Source organism: Kitasatospora sp. CB01950, assembly GCF_001905465.1.
Lineage (GTDB): Bacteria > Actinomycetota > Actinomycetes > Streptomycetales > Streptomycetaceae > Kitasatospora.
This window is the reverse complement of the sequence record NZ_LISX01000002.1, coordinates 665,380-680,204: the sequence shown is the minus strand read 5'-3', so window position 1 is coordinate 680,204 and position 14,825 is coordinate 665,380. Positions and strand designations below refer to the sequence as shown.

13 protein-coding genes and 1 pseudogene are annotated in these 14,825 nt (G+C 74.0%); 8 read left to right on the top strand and 6 right to left on the bottom strand.

Annotated features, from left to right (window positions below; translation table 11 throughout):
- The first annotated feature begins 127 nt into the window (after window positions 1-127).
- The 3 genes and pseudogenes from AMK19_RS07870 (at window position 128) to AMK19_RS07860 (ending at window position 3,572) form a co-directional block, all read left to right on the top strand.
- Window positions 128-1,361 (top strand): annotated as a pseudogene (locus tag AMK19_RS07870) (MFS transporter).
- A 21-nt stretch (window positions 1,362-1,382) separates the two neighbouring features.
- Window positions 1,383-2,273 (top strand): EI24 domain-containing protein, encoded by an 891-nt coding sequence (locus AMK19_RS07865; protein WP_073809197.1) that lies wholly within the window; start codon window positions 1,383-1,385, stop codon window positions 2,271-2,273.
- Window positions 2,274-2,339: 66 nt separating this feature from the next.
- Window positions 2,340-3,572, top strand: coding sequence for a cytochrome P450 (locus tag AMK19_RS07860; RefSeq protein WP_073809195.1), 1,233 nt, complete (start codon window positions 2,340-2,342; stop codon window positions 3,570-3,572).
- A 61-nt stretch (window positions 3,573-3,633) separates the two neighbouring features.
- On the opposite strand, the gene AMK19_RS07855 is transcribed toward AMK19_RS07860, so the two are convergent.
- Window positions 3,634-3,891, bottom strand: coding sequence for a Prokaryotic metallothionein (locus AMK19_RS07855; protein ID WP_073809193.1), 258 nt, complete (start codon window positions 3,889-3,891; stop codon window positions 3,634-3,636).
- A 145-nt stretch (window positions 3,892-4,036) separates the two neighbouring features.
- Between AMK19_RS07855 and AMK19_RS07850 the strand changes: the two genes are divergently transcribed.
- The gene (locus AMK19_RS07850; RefSeq protein ID WP_073809192.1) at window positions 4,037-4,360 is read left to right on the top strand and encodes an antibiotic biosynthesis monooxygenase family protein; all 324 of its coding nucleotides are present in this window, start codon (window positions 4,037-4,039) and stop codon (window positions 4,358-4,360) included.
- Window positions 4,361-4,364: 4 nt separating this feature from the next.
- Here the strand turns inward: AMK19_RS07850 and AMK19_RS07845 are convergent, their stop codons facing one another.
- Complete coding sequence (locus tag AMK19_RS07845; protein ID WP_073809190.1) at window positions 4,365-4,826, bottom strand: Lrp/AsnC family transcriptional regulator; 462 nt, start codon at window positions 4,824-4,826, stop codon at window positions 4,365-4,367.
- A gap of 116 nt (window positions 4,827-4,942) precedes the next feature.
- Between AMK19_RS07845 and AMK19_RS07840 the strand changes: the two genes are divergently transcribed.
- Window positions 4,943-5,569, top strand: a complete 627-nt coding sequence (locus AMK19_RS07840; RefSeq protein ID WP_073809188.1) for a LysE family translocator — start codon at window positions 4,943-4,945, stop codon at window positions 5,567-5,569.
- Between the two features lie 714 nt (window positions 5,570-6,283).
- On the opposite strand, the gene AMK19_RS07835 is transcribed toward AMK19_RS07840, so the two are convergent.
- A complete protein-coding gene (locus AMK19_RS07835) occupies window positions 6,284-7,525 on the bottom strand; it encodes a PucR family transcriptional regulator (protein ID WP_241844291.1) in 1,242 nt (413 codons plus the stop codon).
- A 163-nt stretch (window positions 7,526-7,688) separates the two neighbouring features.
- On the opposite strand from AMK19_RS07835, the gene AMK19_RS07830 reads away from it, so the two are divergent.
- Window positions 7,689-8,999, top strand: coding sequence for a lipase family protein (locus AMK19_RS07830; protein ID WP_073809187.1), 1,311 nt, complete (start codon window positions 7,689-7,691; stop codon window positions 8,997-8,999).
- 61 nt (window positions 9,000-9,060) lie between these two features.
- Here the strand turns inward: AMK19_RS07830 and AMK19_RS07825 are convergent, their stop codons facing one another.
- Window positions 9,061-9,660 carry an HdeD family acid-resistance protein gene (locus AMK19_RS07825; RefSeq protein ID WP_073809185.1) on the bottom strand — a complete coding sequence of 200 codons (600 nt, stop codon included), beginning with the start codon at window positions 9,658-9,660 and terminating at the stop codon, window positions 9,061-9,063.
- A 175-nt stretch (window positions 9,661-9,835) separates the two neighbouring features.
- Between AMK19_RS07825 and AMK19_RS07820 the strand changes: the two genes are divergently transcribed.
- The gene (locus AMK19_RS07820) at window positions 9,836-11,632 is read left to right on the top strand and encodes an NAD-binding protein (protein WP_073809184.1); all 1,797 of its coding nucleotides are present in this window, start codon (window positions 9,836-9,838) and stop codon (window positions 11,630-11,632) included.
- 52 nt (window positions 11,633-11,684) lie between these two features.
- Entirely contained in the window at window positions 11,685-12,707 is a 1,023-nt protein-coding gene (locus tag AMK19_RS07815) for a VanZ family protein (RefSeq protein WP_073809182.1), read from the top strand.
- A 128-nt stretch (window positions 12,708-12,835) separates the two neighbouring features.
- Here AMK19_RS07815 and AMK19_RS07810 read toward each other — a convergent pair whose 3' ends face one another.
- Window positions 12,836-13,624 (bottom strand): enoyl-CoA hydratase, encoded by a 789-nt coding sequence (locus tag AMK19_RS07810; protein WP_073809181.1) that lies wholly within the window; start codon window positions 13,622-13,624, stop codon window positions 12,836-12,838.
- Between the two features lie 94 nt (window positions 13,625-13,718).
- Window positions 13,719-14,759, bottom strand: coding sequence for an enoyl-CoA hydratase/isomerase family protein (locus AMK19_RS07805; protein WP_073809179.1), 1,041 nt, complete (start codon window positions 14,757-14,759; stop codon window positions 13,719-13,721).
- Window positions 14,760-14,825 lie beyond the last annotated feature (66 nt).

Sequence of the window (14,825 nt, the reverse complement as noted above, 5' to 3'; positions counted from 1 at the left end):
GAGTGCGCATCGGCCCGCCCCACGCGCCCCCCGACGCGCCCCCGCCGGGCGGCCGATTCCGGCCCGGATTGACGAGGACCGTCAACCCGCGTGACCGGCGGCGGCCGGGCGGACGACGGTGGGCGGCATGACGACGATCACGACGACCCGGCCGACGCCACGCCAACTCGTCCGGGCGAGCGGCGGGGCGCGCTACGCGGTGGCGCTGGCGGTCGACGCCGTCGGCACCGGACTGCTGCGGCCGTTCCTGCTGCTGTACGGAATCACGGTGCTGGGCCTGGGCGCGGCCGCCACCGGACTCGCGATGACGCTGGGCATCGTCGCCGGCCTGGCCGCGATGCCGCCGCTCGGCCGCTGGCTGGACCGGGGCGCGCGCAGCACGGCGGTCGCGGCGTCCATGCTGGTGCGGGTCGCGGGCGTCGCGGTGCTGCTGGCCGTGCCGCACGGCAACGCGGCGCTGTTCGCGCTGGCCGCCCTCGTCCTCGGCGTCGGCAATCAGGCCTGGCCCGCCGCCCACGCGGCGCTGATCGCCACCGTCGCCGAGGGCCGACTGCGGGACGCGGCACTCGCCGCCGGCCGGGCCGTGCGCAACGCCGGACTCGGCGTCGGCGCGCTGCTCGCCACGGTCTGCCTGGGCGGCGGCGCCCCCGCGCTGCGGGCCCTCGCCGCGGTCTCCGGCCTCGGCTTCCTGGCCGCCGGCCTGCTGGCCCGCTCGGTGCGGGTGACGGCCGCCCCCGCCGCCGCCCGGACGGCCGGGCGCGCGGACGCGGCCGGGCCCGGACTGGGCGCCGTCCTGGCGGCGAACGTGGTGTACGTGTTCTGCCTGAACGTTCCCGAAGTGGCGCTGCCGCTCGTCCTGGTGACGGTGCTGCACGCCTCCCCGGCCTGGTCGGCGGCCGTGTTCGTGGCCAACACGGTGCTGGTGGTGGCCCTCCAGGTGCCGCTGACCACCTGGGCGGCGGCCCGCTGGTCGCGCGGGACGGTGCTGGCCGCGTCCGGCGTCGTGCTGGCCGCCAGCTACCTCGGCTTCCTGCTGGCCACGCCGTTCGGGCCGCTCGCCGTGGCCCTGGGTCGCGGTGCCGTGCACGCTCGGCGAGATCCTGTACGCGGGCAGCGCCACCGCCCTGGTCACCGCGCTGGCCCCGCCGCCGGTGCTGGGCCGCGCACTGGCCCGGTTCCAGCTCTCCACCGGCCTCGGCCTGGCGCTCTCCCCGGCCGCGATCACCGCCCTCGCCGCCGCCGGCCCGCTCGCCCTGTGGGGCACCCTCGCCGCCGCCACCCTCGGTGCGTCCGCCGTCGTCGGACGCACGACGGCCGGACCGGCGCCGGGTGGGAACGGACCGGATGCCCGGGCGATTTGACGGTTCCTTTAAGGTGCGGGAATGCGAGATTTCGGGGCGGGACTGCGATTCCTGTTCAACGGACAGCGGTGGGTGGCACGACACGGCCGCTGGTGGGGTTTCGGGATGATTCCGGCCCTGATCACCCTGGTCGGCTACCTGGCGGCACTGGCCGCGCTGATCGTCCACGCGAGCGACCTCGCCGCCTGGGCGACACCCTTCGCCGACGACTGGTCCGACCTGTGGCGCGGGGCCGTCCGGGTGGCGGTCGGCGCGGCCGCCGTCGGCATCGGCGGACTGCTCGCCATGATCACCTTCACCGCGGTGACGCTGCTGATCGGCGAGCCGTTCTACGAGTCGCTGTCCGCGGCGGTCGAGGAGGGCGAGGGCGGCGGCCCGCAGGGCCCCGACCTGCCGCTCTGGCGCGAACTGTGGACCGGCCTCAAGGACAGCCTGGCTGTGCTGCTGCGCGCCGCCGGCTTCGGCGTCCTGCTGTTCCTGTGCGGGTTCATTCCGGTGGTCGGCCAGACCGTGGTGCCGGTGATCGGCGTCTGCGTCTCCGGGTTCTTCCTGACCGTCGAACTGACCGGCACGCCCCTGCAGAAGCGCGGCCTGGCGCAGAAGGAGCGGCTGCGCCTGCTGCGCTCCCGGACGTCGCTGGCGGTCGGCTTCGGCGCCGGCCTGGTGCTGCTGTTCCTGATCCCGGTGCTGACCGTGCTGGCGATGCCCGGCGCGGTGGCCGGCGCGACGCTGCTGGCCCGCGAGATCGCCCCGCACGAGGAGCCCGCCGAGGAGCCTGCCGAGGAGCCGCAGGACGGCCCCGGCGACGCCCCGGGCGGCGCGCACCCGCACCCGCAGAACCCCTACCAGCAGCCGTACCAGGCGCAGAACCCCTACCAGCAGCCGTACCCCGCGGACCCGCGGCAGGGCTGATCGAACTGCTCACCGAACGTGCACGACGATTTGACGTAGCGTCACCGACTGCGCGATAACGTCCCCATGCCCGTATCCGTGGACGCCGCCCCGCGCGGCATTGACCTCGGCGACCCCGCGTTCTGGCGGCTCCCCGAGAAGTTGCGCGCCGAGGCGTTCGCCCGCCTGCGGGAGCGCCCGGGCCCGGTGGCGTTCACCGACCGGGCGACGGGGCGGCGCTGCTGGGCGCTGGTCCGGCACGCCGATGTGATGACGGCCAGCCGGTCGCCCGAGGTGTACCTCTCCGGGCCCGGCGTGACCTCGCCGGAGCCCGCCCGCTGGGTGCGGGCGGTCTTCGGCGACTCGATGGTCAACCTCGACGACCCGCACCACGCCGACCTGCGGCGGGTGGTCGGCCGGGCGTTCACCCCGCGCCTGCTCGCCGAGGTCGAGCAGGACATCGCACGGACCGCCGCCCGCCTGGTCGACCGGCTGGAACGCGAACGCCCCACCGACTTCGTCGCCGCCGTCGCCGGGGAACTCCCGTACCAGGTGATCTGCTCGATGATGGGCATCCCCGAGGAGCAGCGCCGCAACATCCTGGCCCGGATCAACCGGGCCTCCGCCTCGGCGGGCGTCACCCGGCGCGGTCTGCGGGTCCCCGGCCGGGGGCTGCACGCGCTGGCCGCGATGCACCTCACGGTGGCCGCACTCGGCCGCGAGCGCCGCCGCCGCCCCACCGGCGACCTGATCTCCGCCCTGGTCACTGCCGACGTGGACGGCCGCCGCCTCGGCTCCCGCGAACTCGGCGCGTTCTTCTCGCTGCTGCTGGTCGCCGGCGTCGAGACCACCCGCAACGCGCTCGCCCACGGCCTGCACCTGCTGACCGGCCACCCCGAGCAGCGCGACCTGCTGCTCGACGACCTGGACGCCCACCTGGGCGGCGCGGTCGAGGAGATCGTCCGGCACTCGACGCCGATCGTGCAGTTCCGCCGCACCGTCGCCGTCGACCACAAGCTCTCCGGCATCCGGCTCGCCGCCGGCGACAAGGTGGTGCTGTTCTACGGCTCCGCCAACCGCGACGAGGCGGTGTTCGAGCGGGCCGACGCCTTCGACATCACCCGCTCGCCGAACCCGCACCTGGGATTCGGAGGCGGCGGCCCGCACTTCTGCCTGGGCGCCCACCTCGCCCGCCAGGAGATGCGCACCCTGCTGCGCGAACTGTTCACCCGCCTCCCCGGGATCCGCTCCACCGCCGAGCCGGAACTCGTCCCGTCCTCCTTCGACCACCGGGTCCGCACCCTGCGCTTCACCTTCTGACCACGCGGAACGGGCGGCCACCCGGCCCGGGTGACCGCCCGTTTCCAGGAGATCTCGCAGGTCAGCCGGGGTGGGCGCCCACGGCGTCGCGGACCTCCGCGCCGAGCACGCTGTTGGCGCGGGCACAGTTGGCGCAGCAGAAGAACCGGCCCGCGACCTCGACGCCGTGGCCGACGATCCGCACCGAACACTGCTCGCAGCGCGGCGCCAGCTTCTCCATCGCGCACTCGAAACTGTCGAAGACGTAGGTGTCACCGGTGATCGTCTTGATCTCGAAGGACAGCCAGTAGTCGTTCTGGCACACCACGCAGACCGCCATGTCGGGCTCCTCTCGCCGTACGGGTCCACCGCCGAGTCTTGGCCCGCACCGCACCGGCGGCAATCGGCGGCGGTCCGAACGGCTCCCACCGGCCGAGCAGTCCGATAATGGTCAGCAGGGTCCCGGGTCAGCCGAGGAGGCCGAGATGATCATTCGAATCTGGGAGGCACAGGTCTCCCCACTCCGGGTCGAAGAGTTCTGCGCCAGACTCGCCTCCACCGTGCTGCCCGAGTTCGACCAGTGGGACGGCTTCCTCGGCGGAGAACTGCTGCGCGCCCTGTCCGACGAGGACCACCGCGTCCAGATGATCACCCGCTGGCGCGACGAGGCCGCCCTGCGCGCCTACGCCGGGCCGATGTGGAAGATCCGACCGGTCTGGGCCGAGGGCGAACTCCACGAACTCGAACACCCGCCCACCGTCGGCCACTTCGAGTCGCTGCGCCGCCTCGACACGCTCCCCGGCGACTGACCGCTCAGCCCCGCTGCACGGGGATGCCGCCGTCCGCCTTCACCTGCTTCATCGTCAGGTGCGAATGCACCTGCGCGATGCCCGGCAGGCCCGACAGCACGTCCGTGACGAAACGCTCGTACGCGGCCAGGTCCGCCACCGCGACCCGCAGCAGATAGTCCGGGTCGCCGAACAGCCGGTGCGCTTCCACCACCTCCGGCAGCTCCGCGACCCGACGCTCGAACTCCGCGACCGTGGACCGGTCCTCGTGCCGCATCACCACCGTCACGAACGGCTGGAAACCCTTGCCCACCGCCACCGGATCCAACTGCGCCCGGTAACCGCGGATCACCCCCTGCCGCTCCAACTGCCGCACCCGGCGCAGGCACGGCGACGGCGTCAGGCCCACCCGGTCGGCGAGCTCGGCGTTGGTGAGCCGCCCGTCCTGCTGGAGCTCGTGGAGGATTCTGCGGTCGAGGCGGTCCATGGCGCAACATTCTGCCCCATCGGCGGGCTGACCAGCGAAAACGGGACATCGGCTGCCAACGCCCGACGGATAGCGTCCAGGACGACCCTCTCCGACGACTCACCGAAGGCCCACCCATGGACCCGCACGCCCTGCTGCTCTTCCTCGGAGTGGACCTGCTCCTGGTCTGCACCCCCGGACCGGACTGGCTCTACATCGCCGCCCGCGGCCTCGGCCAGGGCCGCACCGCAGCCCTCACCGCCGTCGCGGGCGTCTGCGCCGGCTACGGCGTGCACACCCTGCTCTCCGCGGCCGGCCTCGCCGCCGCGCTCCGGGCCCTGCCCGGACTGCTGCCCGTGCTGCGCCTGGTCGGCGCGGGCTACCTCGCGTTCCTCGCCGTCACCATGCTGCTCACCCTGCGCCGCGAGGGCCGCGAGACGCTCACCGCCGCCCGGCCGCAGCCCGCCCGCGTCGTGCTGCGGCAATCCCTCCTCACCGCGCTGCTCAACCCCAAGGGCCTGCTGCTCTACCTCTCCCTCGTCCCGCAGTTCGTCACCCCCGACGCCGGCCTCCCCGTCGGAGCCCAGGTCGCCACCCTCGGCGCCGTCAACGTCCTGTGCTGCGCCGCCGTCTACACCGCCGTCGCCCTCACCACGGCCCGCCTCGCCACCCGCCTCACCGCCACCCCCACCGCCGCCCGCCGCCTCTCCGCCGTCTCCGCGGTCCTCCTCCTCGCCGTCGCAGGCGTCACAGCCGCCGCCTGACCCCGCCGGGGGCCCGCCCACCCACCCACGCTGCTGCCCTCCGCGAGGCTCACGCGCAGCAGCGATGCCGTTGGTCTCCGGGGCCCGGCCTGCGGGGCCCGCTCGCGCGCAGCACCGAAGCTCTTCGCCGTTCCGCCGCGCGCAGCGCCGCCCCTTCCCGTGCGGCGCGCTGTTGTGCGTTGCCGTTCGGCAGGCGCGCGGTGTTGTTGTTCCCCGCGGTGTCGCCCGCGTGGCAGCGCTGTCGCTTCTGCGCTTGCCGTCGGCGCGTCCTTGCGGCTCGGGCGCAGTGCCGGTGGTTCGTCTCCCGCCGCGCGCGGTGCTGTTCCTTGGCGGGAGCCGCGCGGAGCGTCGGTGTTCTTCGCCACCCTGCTCGCGCGCAGCGCCGCCCCTTCCTGCGCGGCGCGCTGTTGTGCGTTGCCGTTCGGCAGACGCGCGGTGTTGTTGTTCCCCGCGGTGTCGCCCGCGTGGCAGCGCTGTCGCGTTCCGGGCTTGCCGTCGGCGCGTCCTTGCGGCTCGGGCGCAGTGCCGGTGGTTCGTCTCCCGCCGCGCGCGGTGCTGTTCCTTGGCGGGAGCCGCGCGGAGCGTCGGTGTTCTTCGCCGTGTCGCCCGCGTGGCAGCGCTGTCGCTTTTCGGGCTTGCCGTCGGCGCGTCCTTGCGGCTCGGGCGCAGTGTCGGTGTTCTTCGCCTCCTGTCGCGCGCAGCGCTGTCGTGGTGTCAGGTGCCCGTTGTGTCGAGGGCGGTGAGGGCGGCGTGGAGGGTGAGCAGGTCGGGGCCGCGGACGGTGTCGAGGCCGGTGAGGTGGGTGGTGCGGCGGAGGCGGTAGTCGACGGTGTTGGGGTGGACGAGGAGGCGCGCGGCGGTGCGGCGGCGGTCGAGGCCGCAGGCGAGGAACGCGCGGAGGGTGTCGAGGAGTTCGGGCCGGTCGGTGAGCGGGGCGAGGAGTGAGGCGAGCGCCTCGCGGGCCGGCCCGGGCCGGCTGAGCTGGTAGGCGAGCAGGACGTCGTCGAGCAGGTGCAGCCCGCCGCCGCGTCCGGTCGCGGTGGCGAGCTGCCGGACCTCGGCCGCCAGCCGGGCGGCGTCGGCGACCGCCGACGGGGGAGCGGAGGTCGCGCCGGCGACCAGCGGTGCGCCGCACGCCCGGCCGAGGCGTTCGACCAGTGCCGTCAGGGTGTCCCGGTCGAGCGGCCCGGAGGTGGGCAGCAGTACCGTCCCGCCGTCCGCGGCCAGTGCGGCGAGCGGGACGCCGTCCGGCCGGCTGCGCTCCAACTCGGCGCGCAAGCGGCGGAGTTTGCGTCGCGCGGCGACCGAGCGGTTGACGCCCGGGCGGGACTCGTCGGGGTGCGGGCCGATGGCCAGCGCGAGTACGACGTAGCGGTCGGGCAGCCGGATGCCGGCCCGGTCGGCGGCGGCGCGCGGGTCGCCGCCCTCCAGCAGGCGGGACAGCAGGGCCTGCCGGGCGACCTGTTCGTCGCCGAGTGCGGCCTGCCGTTCCTGCACGTAGCCGGCGGCGACGGCGCAGCTGACGACCCGCAGGTAGCCGAGCAGGCGGTCCTGCGCGGTGGCGATGTCGGGCAGGTCGGCGGGCGCGGCCTCGGCGAGCAGCCGGGCGGCGCACAGCTGCGCGCCGAGGTGGTACGCGCCGACCACGGACTCCAGCGGGACGCCCTCGTCCGCCCGCCGCGCGGACGACTCGCGGATCCGGGCGAGATCGTCCTCGCCGGGCGGTCGGCCGGTGCGCATGACGTCGACGAACGCCCGGACGCAGCGTTCGACCTGGCGGGTGATCTCGCCGCGGAGCTGCTCGGGCGGCAGCGCGTGGTGGGCGGGGAGGCGGTCGAGCAGGCGGGCCGCCACCTCGGCGGCGAGCGCGGGGGCCAGGGCGAGCAGCCGCAGGTGGACCGGGGTGCCACCGAACTGCGGTTCGGGCGCGGCGAGTTCGGCGTTGGGTGCGGTCACAATCCACCTCGCGAATCTCTGTGCAGCGGCCCGGCGACGTGGGCGGGCGACGCGTCCATGATGGTTTCCCGGCACGTTACCTACCCGCAGGTAACTCGCGCGATCCCCCCACGTTCCCCCAGCAGGTCGCGCACCCCCGCCCCCAGCCAGAAACGGAAGAGCCATGTACCGAGCCGTCGCCCGGACGATCGCCACCGCCCTCGCCGCCGCCGCCCTCGCCACCGCGGCCCCTGCCGTCACCGCCGCCGCCGCTTCGCCCGACGCGTTCTACACGTACGACGGCAGCGCCCCGCTGTCCTCGCTCGCCCCCGGCACGGTGCTGAAGACCCGCACCCTGTCGTACCACCTGCTCGGCATACCGACCCCCGTGCAGGCCGTGCAGCTGCTGTTCCGCACCACCGACGCGCAGGGCCGCCCGTCCGCCGGAGTGACCACCGTGGTGCGGGGCCTGGGCAGCGACGGGTCGAAGGCGGTGTCGTACCAGTCGTTCTACGACTCGCTGAACCCGGCCGACTCCCCGTCCCGGGCGATCGCCGGGGGCCTCACGCTGGGCGGGGCGATCCCCAACGCGGAGGCGCTGTTCGTGGTGCCGTTCGTGCTGCAGGGCTACGACGTGGTGATCCCCGACACCGAGGGCCAGCGCGCCGACTTCGCCGCCGGACCCGAGTACGGCACCACCACCCTGGACTCCGTCCGCGCGGTCTCCGCCGCCGCGGCGACCGGCATGAACGCCGACACCCGGTTCGGCCTGCTCGGCTACTCCGGCGGCGCGATCGCCACCAACTGGGCCGCCGCCCTCGCCCCCGGCTACGCCCCGGACGTCAACCGCCGACTGGTCGGCTTCGCCGAGGGCGGCCTGCTGGTCGACCCCGCGCACAACCTCAAGTACGTGGACGGCAGCACGGTCTGGGCCGGCGTCATCCCGATGGCGGTCATCGGCGTGGCCCGCGCCTACGACCTCGACCTGACGCCGTACCTGAGCGACTACGGCAAGCAGGTGTACACGAAGATGCAGGACGCGTCGATCGTCAACGCGCTCGGCCAGTACCCCGACCTGACCTGGAAGAAGCTCGCCAAGCCGGAGTACGCCGACCCGAACTCGGTGCCCCCGTTCCTGGCCGCCGTCAACAAGGTCAACCTCGGCTCCGCCCCCACCCCCACCGTCCCCGGCTACCTCGCGCAGGGCAACGCCGGAGTGCTGGAAGGCACCTTCAGCAACGTGTCGGGCATCGGCACCGGCGACGGCGTGATGGTGGCCGGCGACGTCCGCGCCCTGGCCCGGCAGTACTGCGCCACCGGCAACTCCCGGATCGCCCACCAGCAGTACGACCTGCTCAGCCACCTCGGCACGGCCGTCCCGTGGGCGCCCACCGCCGTCGGCTACCTGAACGACCGGTTCGCCGGGAAGACCGCGCCCAGCGACTGCGGCCACATCGCCCCCGGCAACCCGCTGACCCCCGAACAGCCCCGATGAGCAGCGGGAGGGCCCGCACCGGGTTGAACGGCGCGGGCCCTCCCCACCTGCCGACGGACCTTCAGAGTTCGCGCGGATACAGCTTCGCGCCGCGCCGGATCTGCAGCGCCGCGACGATCTCCGTCAGGCCGATCACCAGCAGCGCGCACGCGCCCAGCACCGCCAGCGCCGTGATCGAGTGGGCGGGGAACACCATCAGCAGGATGCCCGCCAGCAGGTACAGCGCCCCGATGAAACCCTGCCAGCCGCGCGCCGGCATCAACGGGTCGGACGCCACCGCCGCCAGGTGCGTGATCCCCCGGAACAGCCAGCCGATGCCGATCCACAGCGCCAGCAGCAGGATCGACTGCGCGGCCGAGCGGAAGCACAGCAACCCCAGCAGCACGCAGATCGCGCCGCTGACGAACGCCAGCACCCGCAGCGCCGTCGAGGAGTGCGTGCCGAACGCGGCGACCAGCTGCACGATGCCGATCACCAGCAGGTACACGCCGAACAGCACGCCGATCACCCACAGCGTCTGCTTCGGCCAGACCAGGATCACGACGGCCAGCGCCAACGAGATCAGACCGCCCGCCAGCACCACCTGCCAAGCCAGCCGCGCCAGTTGCTGGAACGGGCCGACCGGCCCGGGACGGTCGTCGGTCCGATAGGGGTCTGCCATGGCTCCTCCGAGGTGCCGCTGCGGAACAGGGATCACCCACCAGCCTCGACGCCCGCCCCGCCCTCCGGCGCGGCGGATTCCACCGAACGGGTGAGTTTCCCCGCCGCATCCGCACCCGGATCCGATACCGGCTGTTCACCCGCACGTCCTGACGGGCCGTCTACCATCTGACGCTATGACGGATCAGGGGCGGGGGAGCCCACCGGCCGAGCCGGGCGACGGCAGCACGATCGAGGGGCACTACATCGTCTGCGGCGGCAACTCGCTCGCCCACCGGCTGATCCTCGAACTCACCGAACAGTACGAAGTGCCGGTGGTCGCCGTCGTCCCCGACCGCTCGCGCGAACACGGCCCCGCCATCGCCCAGTTACCCGGCGTCGCCGCCGTCCTCGAGTACTCCACCCTGACCGGCGAGGCACTCGGCGCGGCCGGCGTCGAACGCGCCCGCGGCATCGCGCTGATGGACGGCACCGACCAGGAGAACATCCACGCCGCGCTCGCCGCCGAGAACCGCAACCACGGCGTCCGCATCGTGCTGCGGATCTTCAACCAGCGGCTCGGCGAACACCTGGAGAAACTCCTCCCCAACTGCGCCGCGCTGTCCGCGTCCGCCACCGCCGCACCCGCCTTCGCCAACGGCGCCCTCGGCCGCCCGCACTCCGTCGAGGTCGGCGGCCGACACCTCTGCGTCGCCTACGACGAGGACATCCACAGCAACCAGATCTGCCTGGTCGCCGACCGCATCGACCGCCAGGACCTCACCCGGCTGCGCCTGCTGCCCGACACCGCCGGCCGGGCCGCCGACTTCATCCGGATCGCCGAACGCTTCGGCAGCGGCGAAGGCCCCATCGAACTCGGCCGCCCCGACCTCGCCCCCGCCCGCGAACCCGGCGGCCTCGCCGCCCTGCAACCCCTCGACGCCGAACCGGCGCTGCGCCAGCCGCTCGGCAAGCGGATCAAGTGGTGGCTGCTCGACAGCCTCAAGTACTTCACCAACACCCGGCTGCGGATGATCCTGGTCACCGCCTTCGCGGCGATCGTGGTCGGCGCCGTCGTGCTCTACTTCCGCACCCAGCACCCGCCCGGCCTCGGCTGGACGCTCTACTCCACCCTGCTCGACGCCGCCGGCGCCGCCCAGCCCGACCTGCCCGGCGACCAGGCCCTCGGCGACCCGTGGGCCCGCGCCGCCCAGGTCCTGATCACCTTCTGCGGCATCACCTTCGTCCCGCTCGCCACCGCCATCGTCGTCGAGGCCCTCGCCAGCGGACGCCGCGGCCTGCCCCGCCCGCCCGGCGCCCGCACCCGCGACCACGTCATCGTGGTCGGCCTCGGCAATGTCGGCACCCGCGTCGCCACCCTGATCCACAGCACCGGACTGCCCGTGGTCTGCCTCGAACGCGACCCGCAGGCCCGCGGCATCGCCGCCGCCCGCGCCCTCGGCATCCCCGTCCTGATCGGCGACGGCCCCCTGGAGGCCCAGCTCAAGCAGGCCCGGGTCCAGCACGCCCGGGCCGTCGCCGCCGTCACCTCCGACGACGCCGCCAACCTCGAAGCGGCCCTCGAAGCCCGCGCGGTCCGGCCCGAAGTCCGCATCGTGGTAAGGCTGTTCGACGACGACTTCGCCCACCACGTGTACGCCACCCTCGGCAACGTCGCCTCCCGCTCGGTCTCCTACCTGGCCGCCCCCGCGTTCGCCGCCGCCCTGATGGGCCGCGAAGTCCTCGGCACCCTCTCGGTGTTCCGACACGTCCTGCTGGTCGCCGAACTCACCGTCGAGGACGGCTCCACCCTCGACGGCCGGAACATCGGCGACCTCGAAGCCGCCGGCGGCGTCCGCGTCGTCGCCGTCCGCCTGCAACGCCGCGCCGACGCCTACCAGTGGAACTTCGCCGACCGCTCCCGCCGCCTCGTCCCCGGCGACCACATCGTCGTCGCGGCCACCAGGGCCGGGCTGGCCCGTATCATCCAGTAGCCGGGACGGCCCGCCAACCCGGCTGTTCTGCAAACGATCTGACGGGGCGTCGATGATCAGTGCGATCCTGAACAACAATGCCGGCTTGATACCGGTCTTCCTGGTGCTGGCCCTGCTGATCGGCGCCGCCGCGTGGTCGCTCGCCCGCCGCCGCGGGCTGCCGCGGTGGCCCACCGTGCTGCTCGGCGCCGCGCTGGCCGGCGAACTCACCGCCACCCTGTTCCCGACCGGGCCCGGCGGCGGCCCGGACCCGTCCTGCACCTGGGGCGCCGACCTCTCCTTCACCCTGCACGCCACCCAGGGGCAGCTCAACCTGCTGATGTACGTCCCGATCGGCCTGCTCGCCGTCCTCGCCTTCGGGCGGCCCGCGCTGGTCGCGGTCTCCGTCCTCGCCCTGACCGGCGTCACCGAGACCGTGCAGGGCCTGCTTCCGTGGATCGGCCGCGCCTGCGACAGCGGCGACCTCGCCGCCAACGCCCTCGGCGGCCTGCTCGGCGTGCTGCTCGGCTGCCTGGCCCGCCTCGCGCAGCGCCGCCGGGTCCGGCCCGCCGGGCGGGAGTTGATGGCCGGCGGCGCGGTGGTGGCGGCGCTCGGGGTGCCGGTGCTGCTGGTGCAGTCCCTGGTGCTGGAGCCGACCGCCGCCACCGGCGCCTCCGGGGCGACCCGCGCCCAGCGCGAACTCGCCAACCACGACGCGGAGTTGCTGTGGGGGTCGGGCGCCCGGGTGGTCGCGGTCCAGCACGAGATCGGCGGCCCGGGGGTCGACCGGGTGGTCGTCACAGGTGAGCGCCAGAGCTTCACCCTGGACTGGCCGTCCGGGCAACTGGTCTCCCTCGACGGCGGTTTCCTCCCGGTCGAACCCGACCCGGCCCCCGCCACCGAGCAGCAGGCCCGGGACACCGCGGACCGCTTCCTCGCCCAGTGGTACCCGGGCCACACCACCACCGCCGAACCCCGCTACGCCCCGAACGGTGGACAGGGCGGCCGCCGCCGCTTCACCTACACCTTCGACACCGGGACGTTCCACCTCGACGTCGACCGCACCGACCGGGTCGTCGAGTTCCGGCGCGACTGACCGCCACCGCCGCCGCCACCGCCGCCGTCCCCGCACCACGCCCGGCAGCCGCACGGCGCGCTTCGGCAGTCCGATTCCTCGTACGCCCCCGCCCCCGCGGGCGGTCGCGGGGGCGGGGGCGCTGAGGGCTACTTGTTGGTGAAGGCGGCCGGGCGCTTCTCGGCGAAGGCGGTCATGCCTTCCTTCTGGTCGGCGGTGGCGAAGGCGGCGTGGAAGAGCCGGCGTTCGAAGCGGACGCCCTCGGCGAGGGTGGTTTCGAAGGCGCGGTTGACGGATTCCTTCATCATGACGGCGGCGGGCAGGGACATGGCGGCGACGGTCTCGGCGACGGCCAGGGCCTCGGTGAGGAGGTCGTCGGCGGGGACGATGCGGGAGACCAGGCCGGCGCGTTCGGCTTCCTCGGCGGGCATCATGCGGCCGGTCAGGCAGAGGTCCATGGCCTTGGCCTTGCCGACGGCGCGGGTCAGGCGCTGGGAGCCGCCGATGCCGGGGATGACGCCGAGCTTGATCTCGGGCTGGCCGAACTTCGCGGTGTCGGCGGCGATCAGGATGTCGCAGAGCATCGCCAACTCGCAGCCGCCGCCGAGGGCGTAGCCGGCGACGGCGGCGACGACGGGCTTGCGGAGGCGGCCGAGTTCGTCCCAGGGGCCGAGCCAGTCGTCGAGGTAGACGTCGGGGAAGCGGTTGTCCTGCATCTCCTTGATGTCGGCGCCCGCGGCGAAGGCCTTCTCGGAGCCGGTGATCACCAGGGCGCCGATCTCCGGGTCGCGGTCGAAGGCCTTGGCGGCCGCGACGACCTCGGTCATCAACTGCGCGTTGAGCGCGTTGAGCGCCTTGGGGCGGTTGAGGGTGATGATGCCGACCCGGCCCTTGCGGTCCACCAGGATCGTCTCGTACTCGGCTTCGTACTCGGTCATCGCCGCTTATCCTCTCCACGCTGGGCGAACACTGACGGTGGATACGATCTCGGAACGCCGCTCCGGATGCCAGTCTCGACAGGCGAGACGATGGTCACCCCGCCAGCCCGAGGTCGCCGTCCACGGGGACGGCGAAGAACCGGGCGACGTCGTCGGCGGTGACCTCGGCGAGCGTGGCGGGGTTCCAGCGCGGGTTGCGGTCCTTGTCGACGACCTGCGCGCGGATGCCCTCGACGAGGTCGGGGTGGGTGAGGGCGGCGCAGGAGACCCGGTACTCCTGGTCGAGGCCGGCGGCGAGCGAGGGCAGGGCGCGGGCCCGGCGCAGCGCCGCGAGGGTGACCTTGAGCATGGTGGGGGAGTGCGCGAGCAGCTGCTCGGCGGCCTCCTTGGCCTCGGGCAGGTCGGCGGCGTGCAGGCGCTCGACGATCTCCTCGACGGTGTCGGCGGCGTAGCAGTGGTCGATCCACTCGCGCTGCGCGGCGAGCCCGGAGGCGGGCGCGGCCTCGGCGAGCGCGGCGACGGCGGCCACCGGATCCTCGGAGGCCAGCAGCGCGGGAAGGGCGGAGCCGGGGAGGCAGTGGTCGGCGAAGCCGCAGTACAGGGCGTCGCCGGCGGTCATCGCGGTGGCGGTGAGGGCGAGGTGGGTGCCGAGTTCGCCGGGGGCGAGGGCGAGCAGGCGGCTGCCGCCGACGTCGGGGACGAGGCCGATGCGGGTCTCGGGCATGGCGACGGCGGAGCGTTCGGTGACGACGCGGATCGCGGCGTGCGCGGACAGGCCGACGCCGCCGCCCATGGTGATGCCGTCCATCACCGCGACGTACGGCTTGGGGTAGCGGGAGATCAGCTCGTTGAGGCGGTACTCGACCCGGAAGAACGCCCGGTCGCCGGCCCCGCCGAGCCTGGCGTCGTCGTGTATGGCGCGGATGTCGCCGCCGGCGCACAGGCCGCGCTCGCCGGCGCCGGTGAGCAGGACGGCGGTGACGCGGTCGTCCTCGACCCAGTCGTCGAGGGCCTCGCGGACGGTCTGCAGCATGCCGAGGGTCAGCGAGTTGAGGGCGCGCGGGCGGTTGAGGGTGATCCGGCCGGTGCGGCCGATCCGCTCGATCAGCACGTCCTGCGGGGTGTCCAACGCCATTCCTGTCACCGCTCCCGTCCGGAAAGTACGACGATCTTCCCGTGCACGGTACCGGGCCCGTCCAAA

Bases quoted from the DNA above. Each gene is read 5' to 3' on its own strand.
- AMK19_RS07820 (WP_073809184.1), top strand. From the start codon at position 9,836: ATGACGGATCAGGGGCGGGGGAGCCCACCGGCCGAGCCGGGCGACGGC.
- AMK19_RS07840 (WP_073809188.1), top strand. From the start codon at position 4,943: ATGGACCCGCACGCCCTGCTGCTCTTCCTCGGAGTGGACCTGCTCCTG.
- AMK19_RS07855 (WP_073809193.1), bottom strand. From the start codon at position 3,891: ATGGCGGTCTGCGTGGTGTGCCAGAACGACTACTGGCTGTCCTTCGAG.
- AMK19_RS07825 (WP_073809185.1), bottom strand. From the start codon at position 9,660: ATGGCAGACCCCTATCGGACCGACGACCGTCCCGGGCCGGTCGGCCCG.
- AMK19_RS07805 (WP_073809179.1), bottom strand. From the start codon at position 14,759: ATGGCGTTGGACACCCCGCAGGACGTGCTGATCGAGCGGATCGGCCGC.
- AMK19_RS07815 (WP_073809182.1), top strand. From the start codon at position 11,685: ATGATCAGTGCGATCCTGAACAACAATGCCGGCTTGATACCGGTCTTC.
- AMK19_RS07860 (WP_073809195.1), top strand. From the start codon at position 2,340: ATGCCCGTATCCGTGGACGCCGCCCCGCGCGGCATTGACCTCGGCGAC.
- AMK19_RS07810 (WP_073809181.1), bottom strand. From the start codon at position 13,624: ATGACCGAGTACGAAGCCGAGTACGAGACGATCCTGGTGGACCGCAAG.
- AMK19_RS07845 (WP_073809190.1), bottom strand. From the start codon at position 4,826: ATGGACCGCCTCGACCGCAGAATCCTCCACGAGCTCCAGCAGGACGGG.
- AMK19_RS07830 (WP_073809187.1), top strand. From the start codon at position 7,689: ATGTACCGAGCCGTCGCCCGGACGATCGCCACCGCCCTCGCCGCCGCC.
- AMK19_RS07865 (WP_073809197.1), top strand. From the start codon at position 1,383: ATGCGAGATTTCGGGGCGGGACTGCGATTCCTGTTCAACGGACAGCGG.
- AMK19_RS07850 (WP_073809192.1), top strand. From the start codon at position 4,037: ATGATCATTCGAATCTGGGAGGCACAGGTCTCCCCACTCCGGGTCGAA.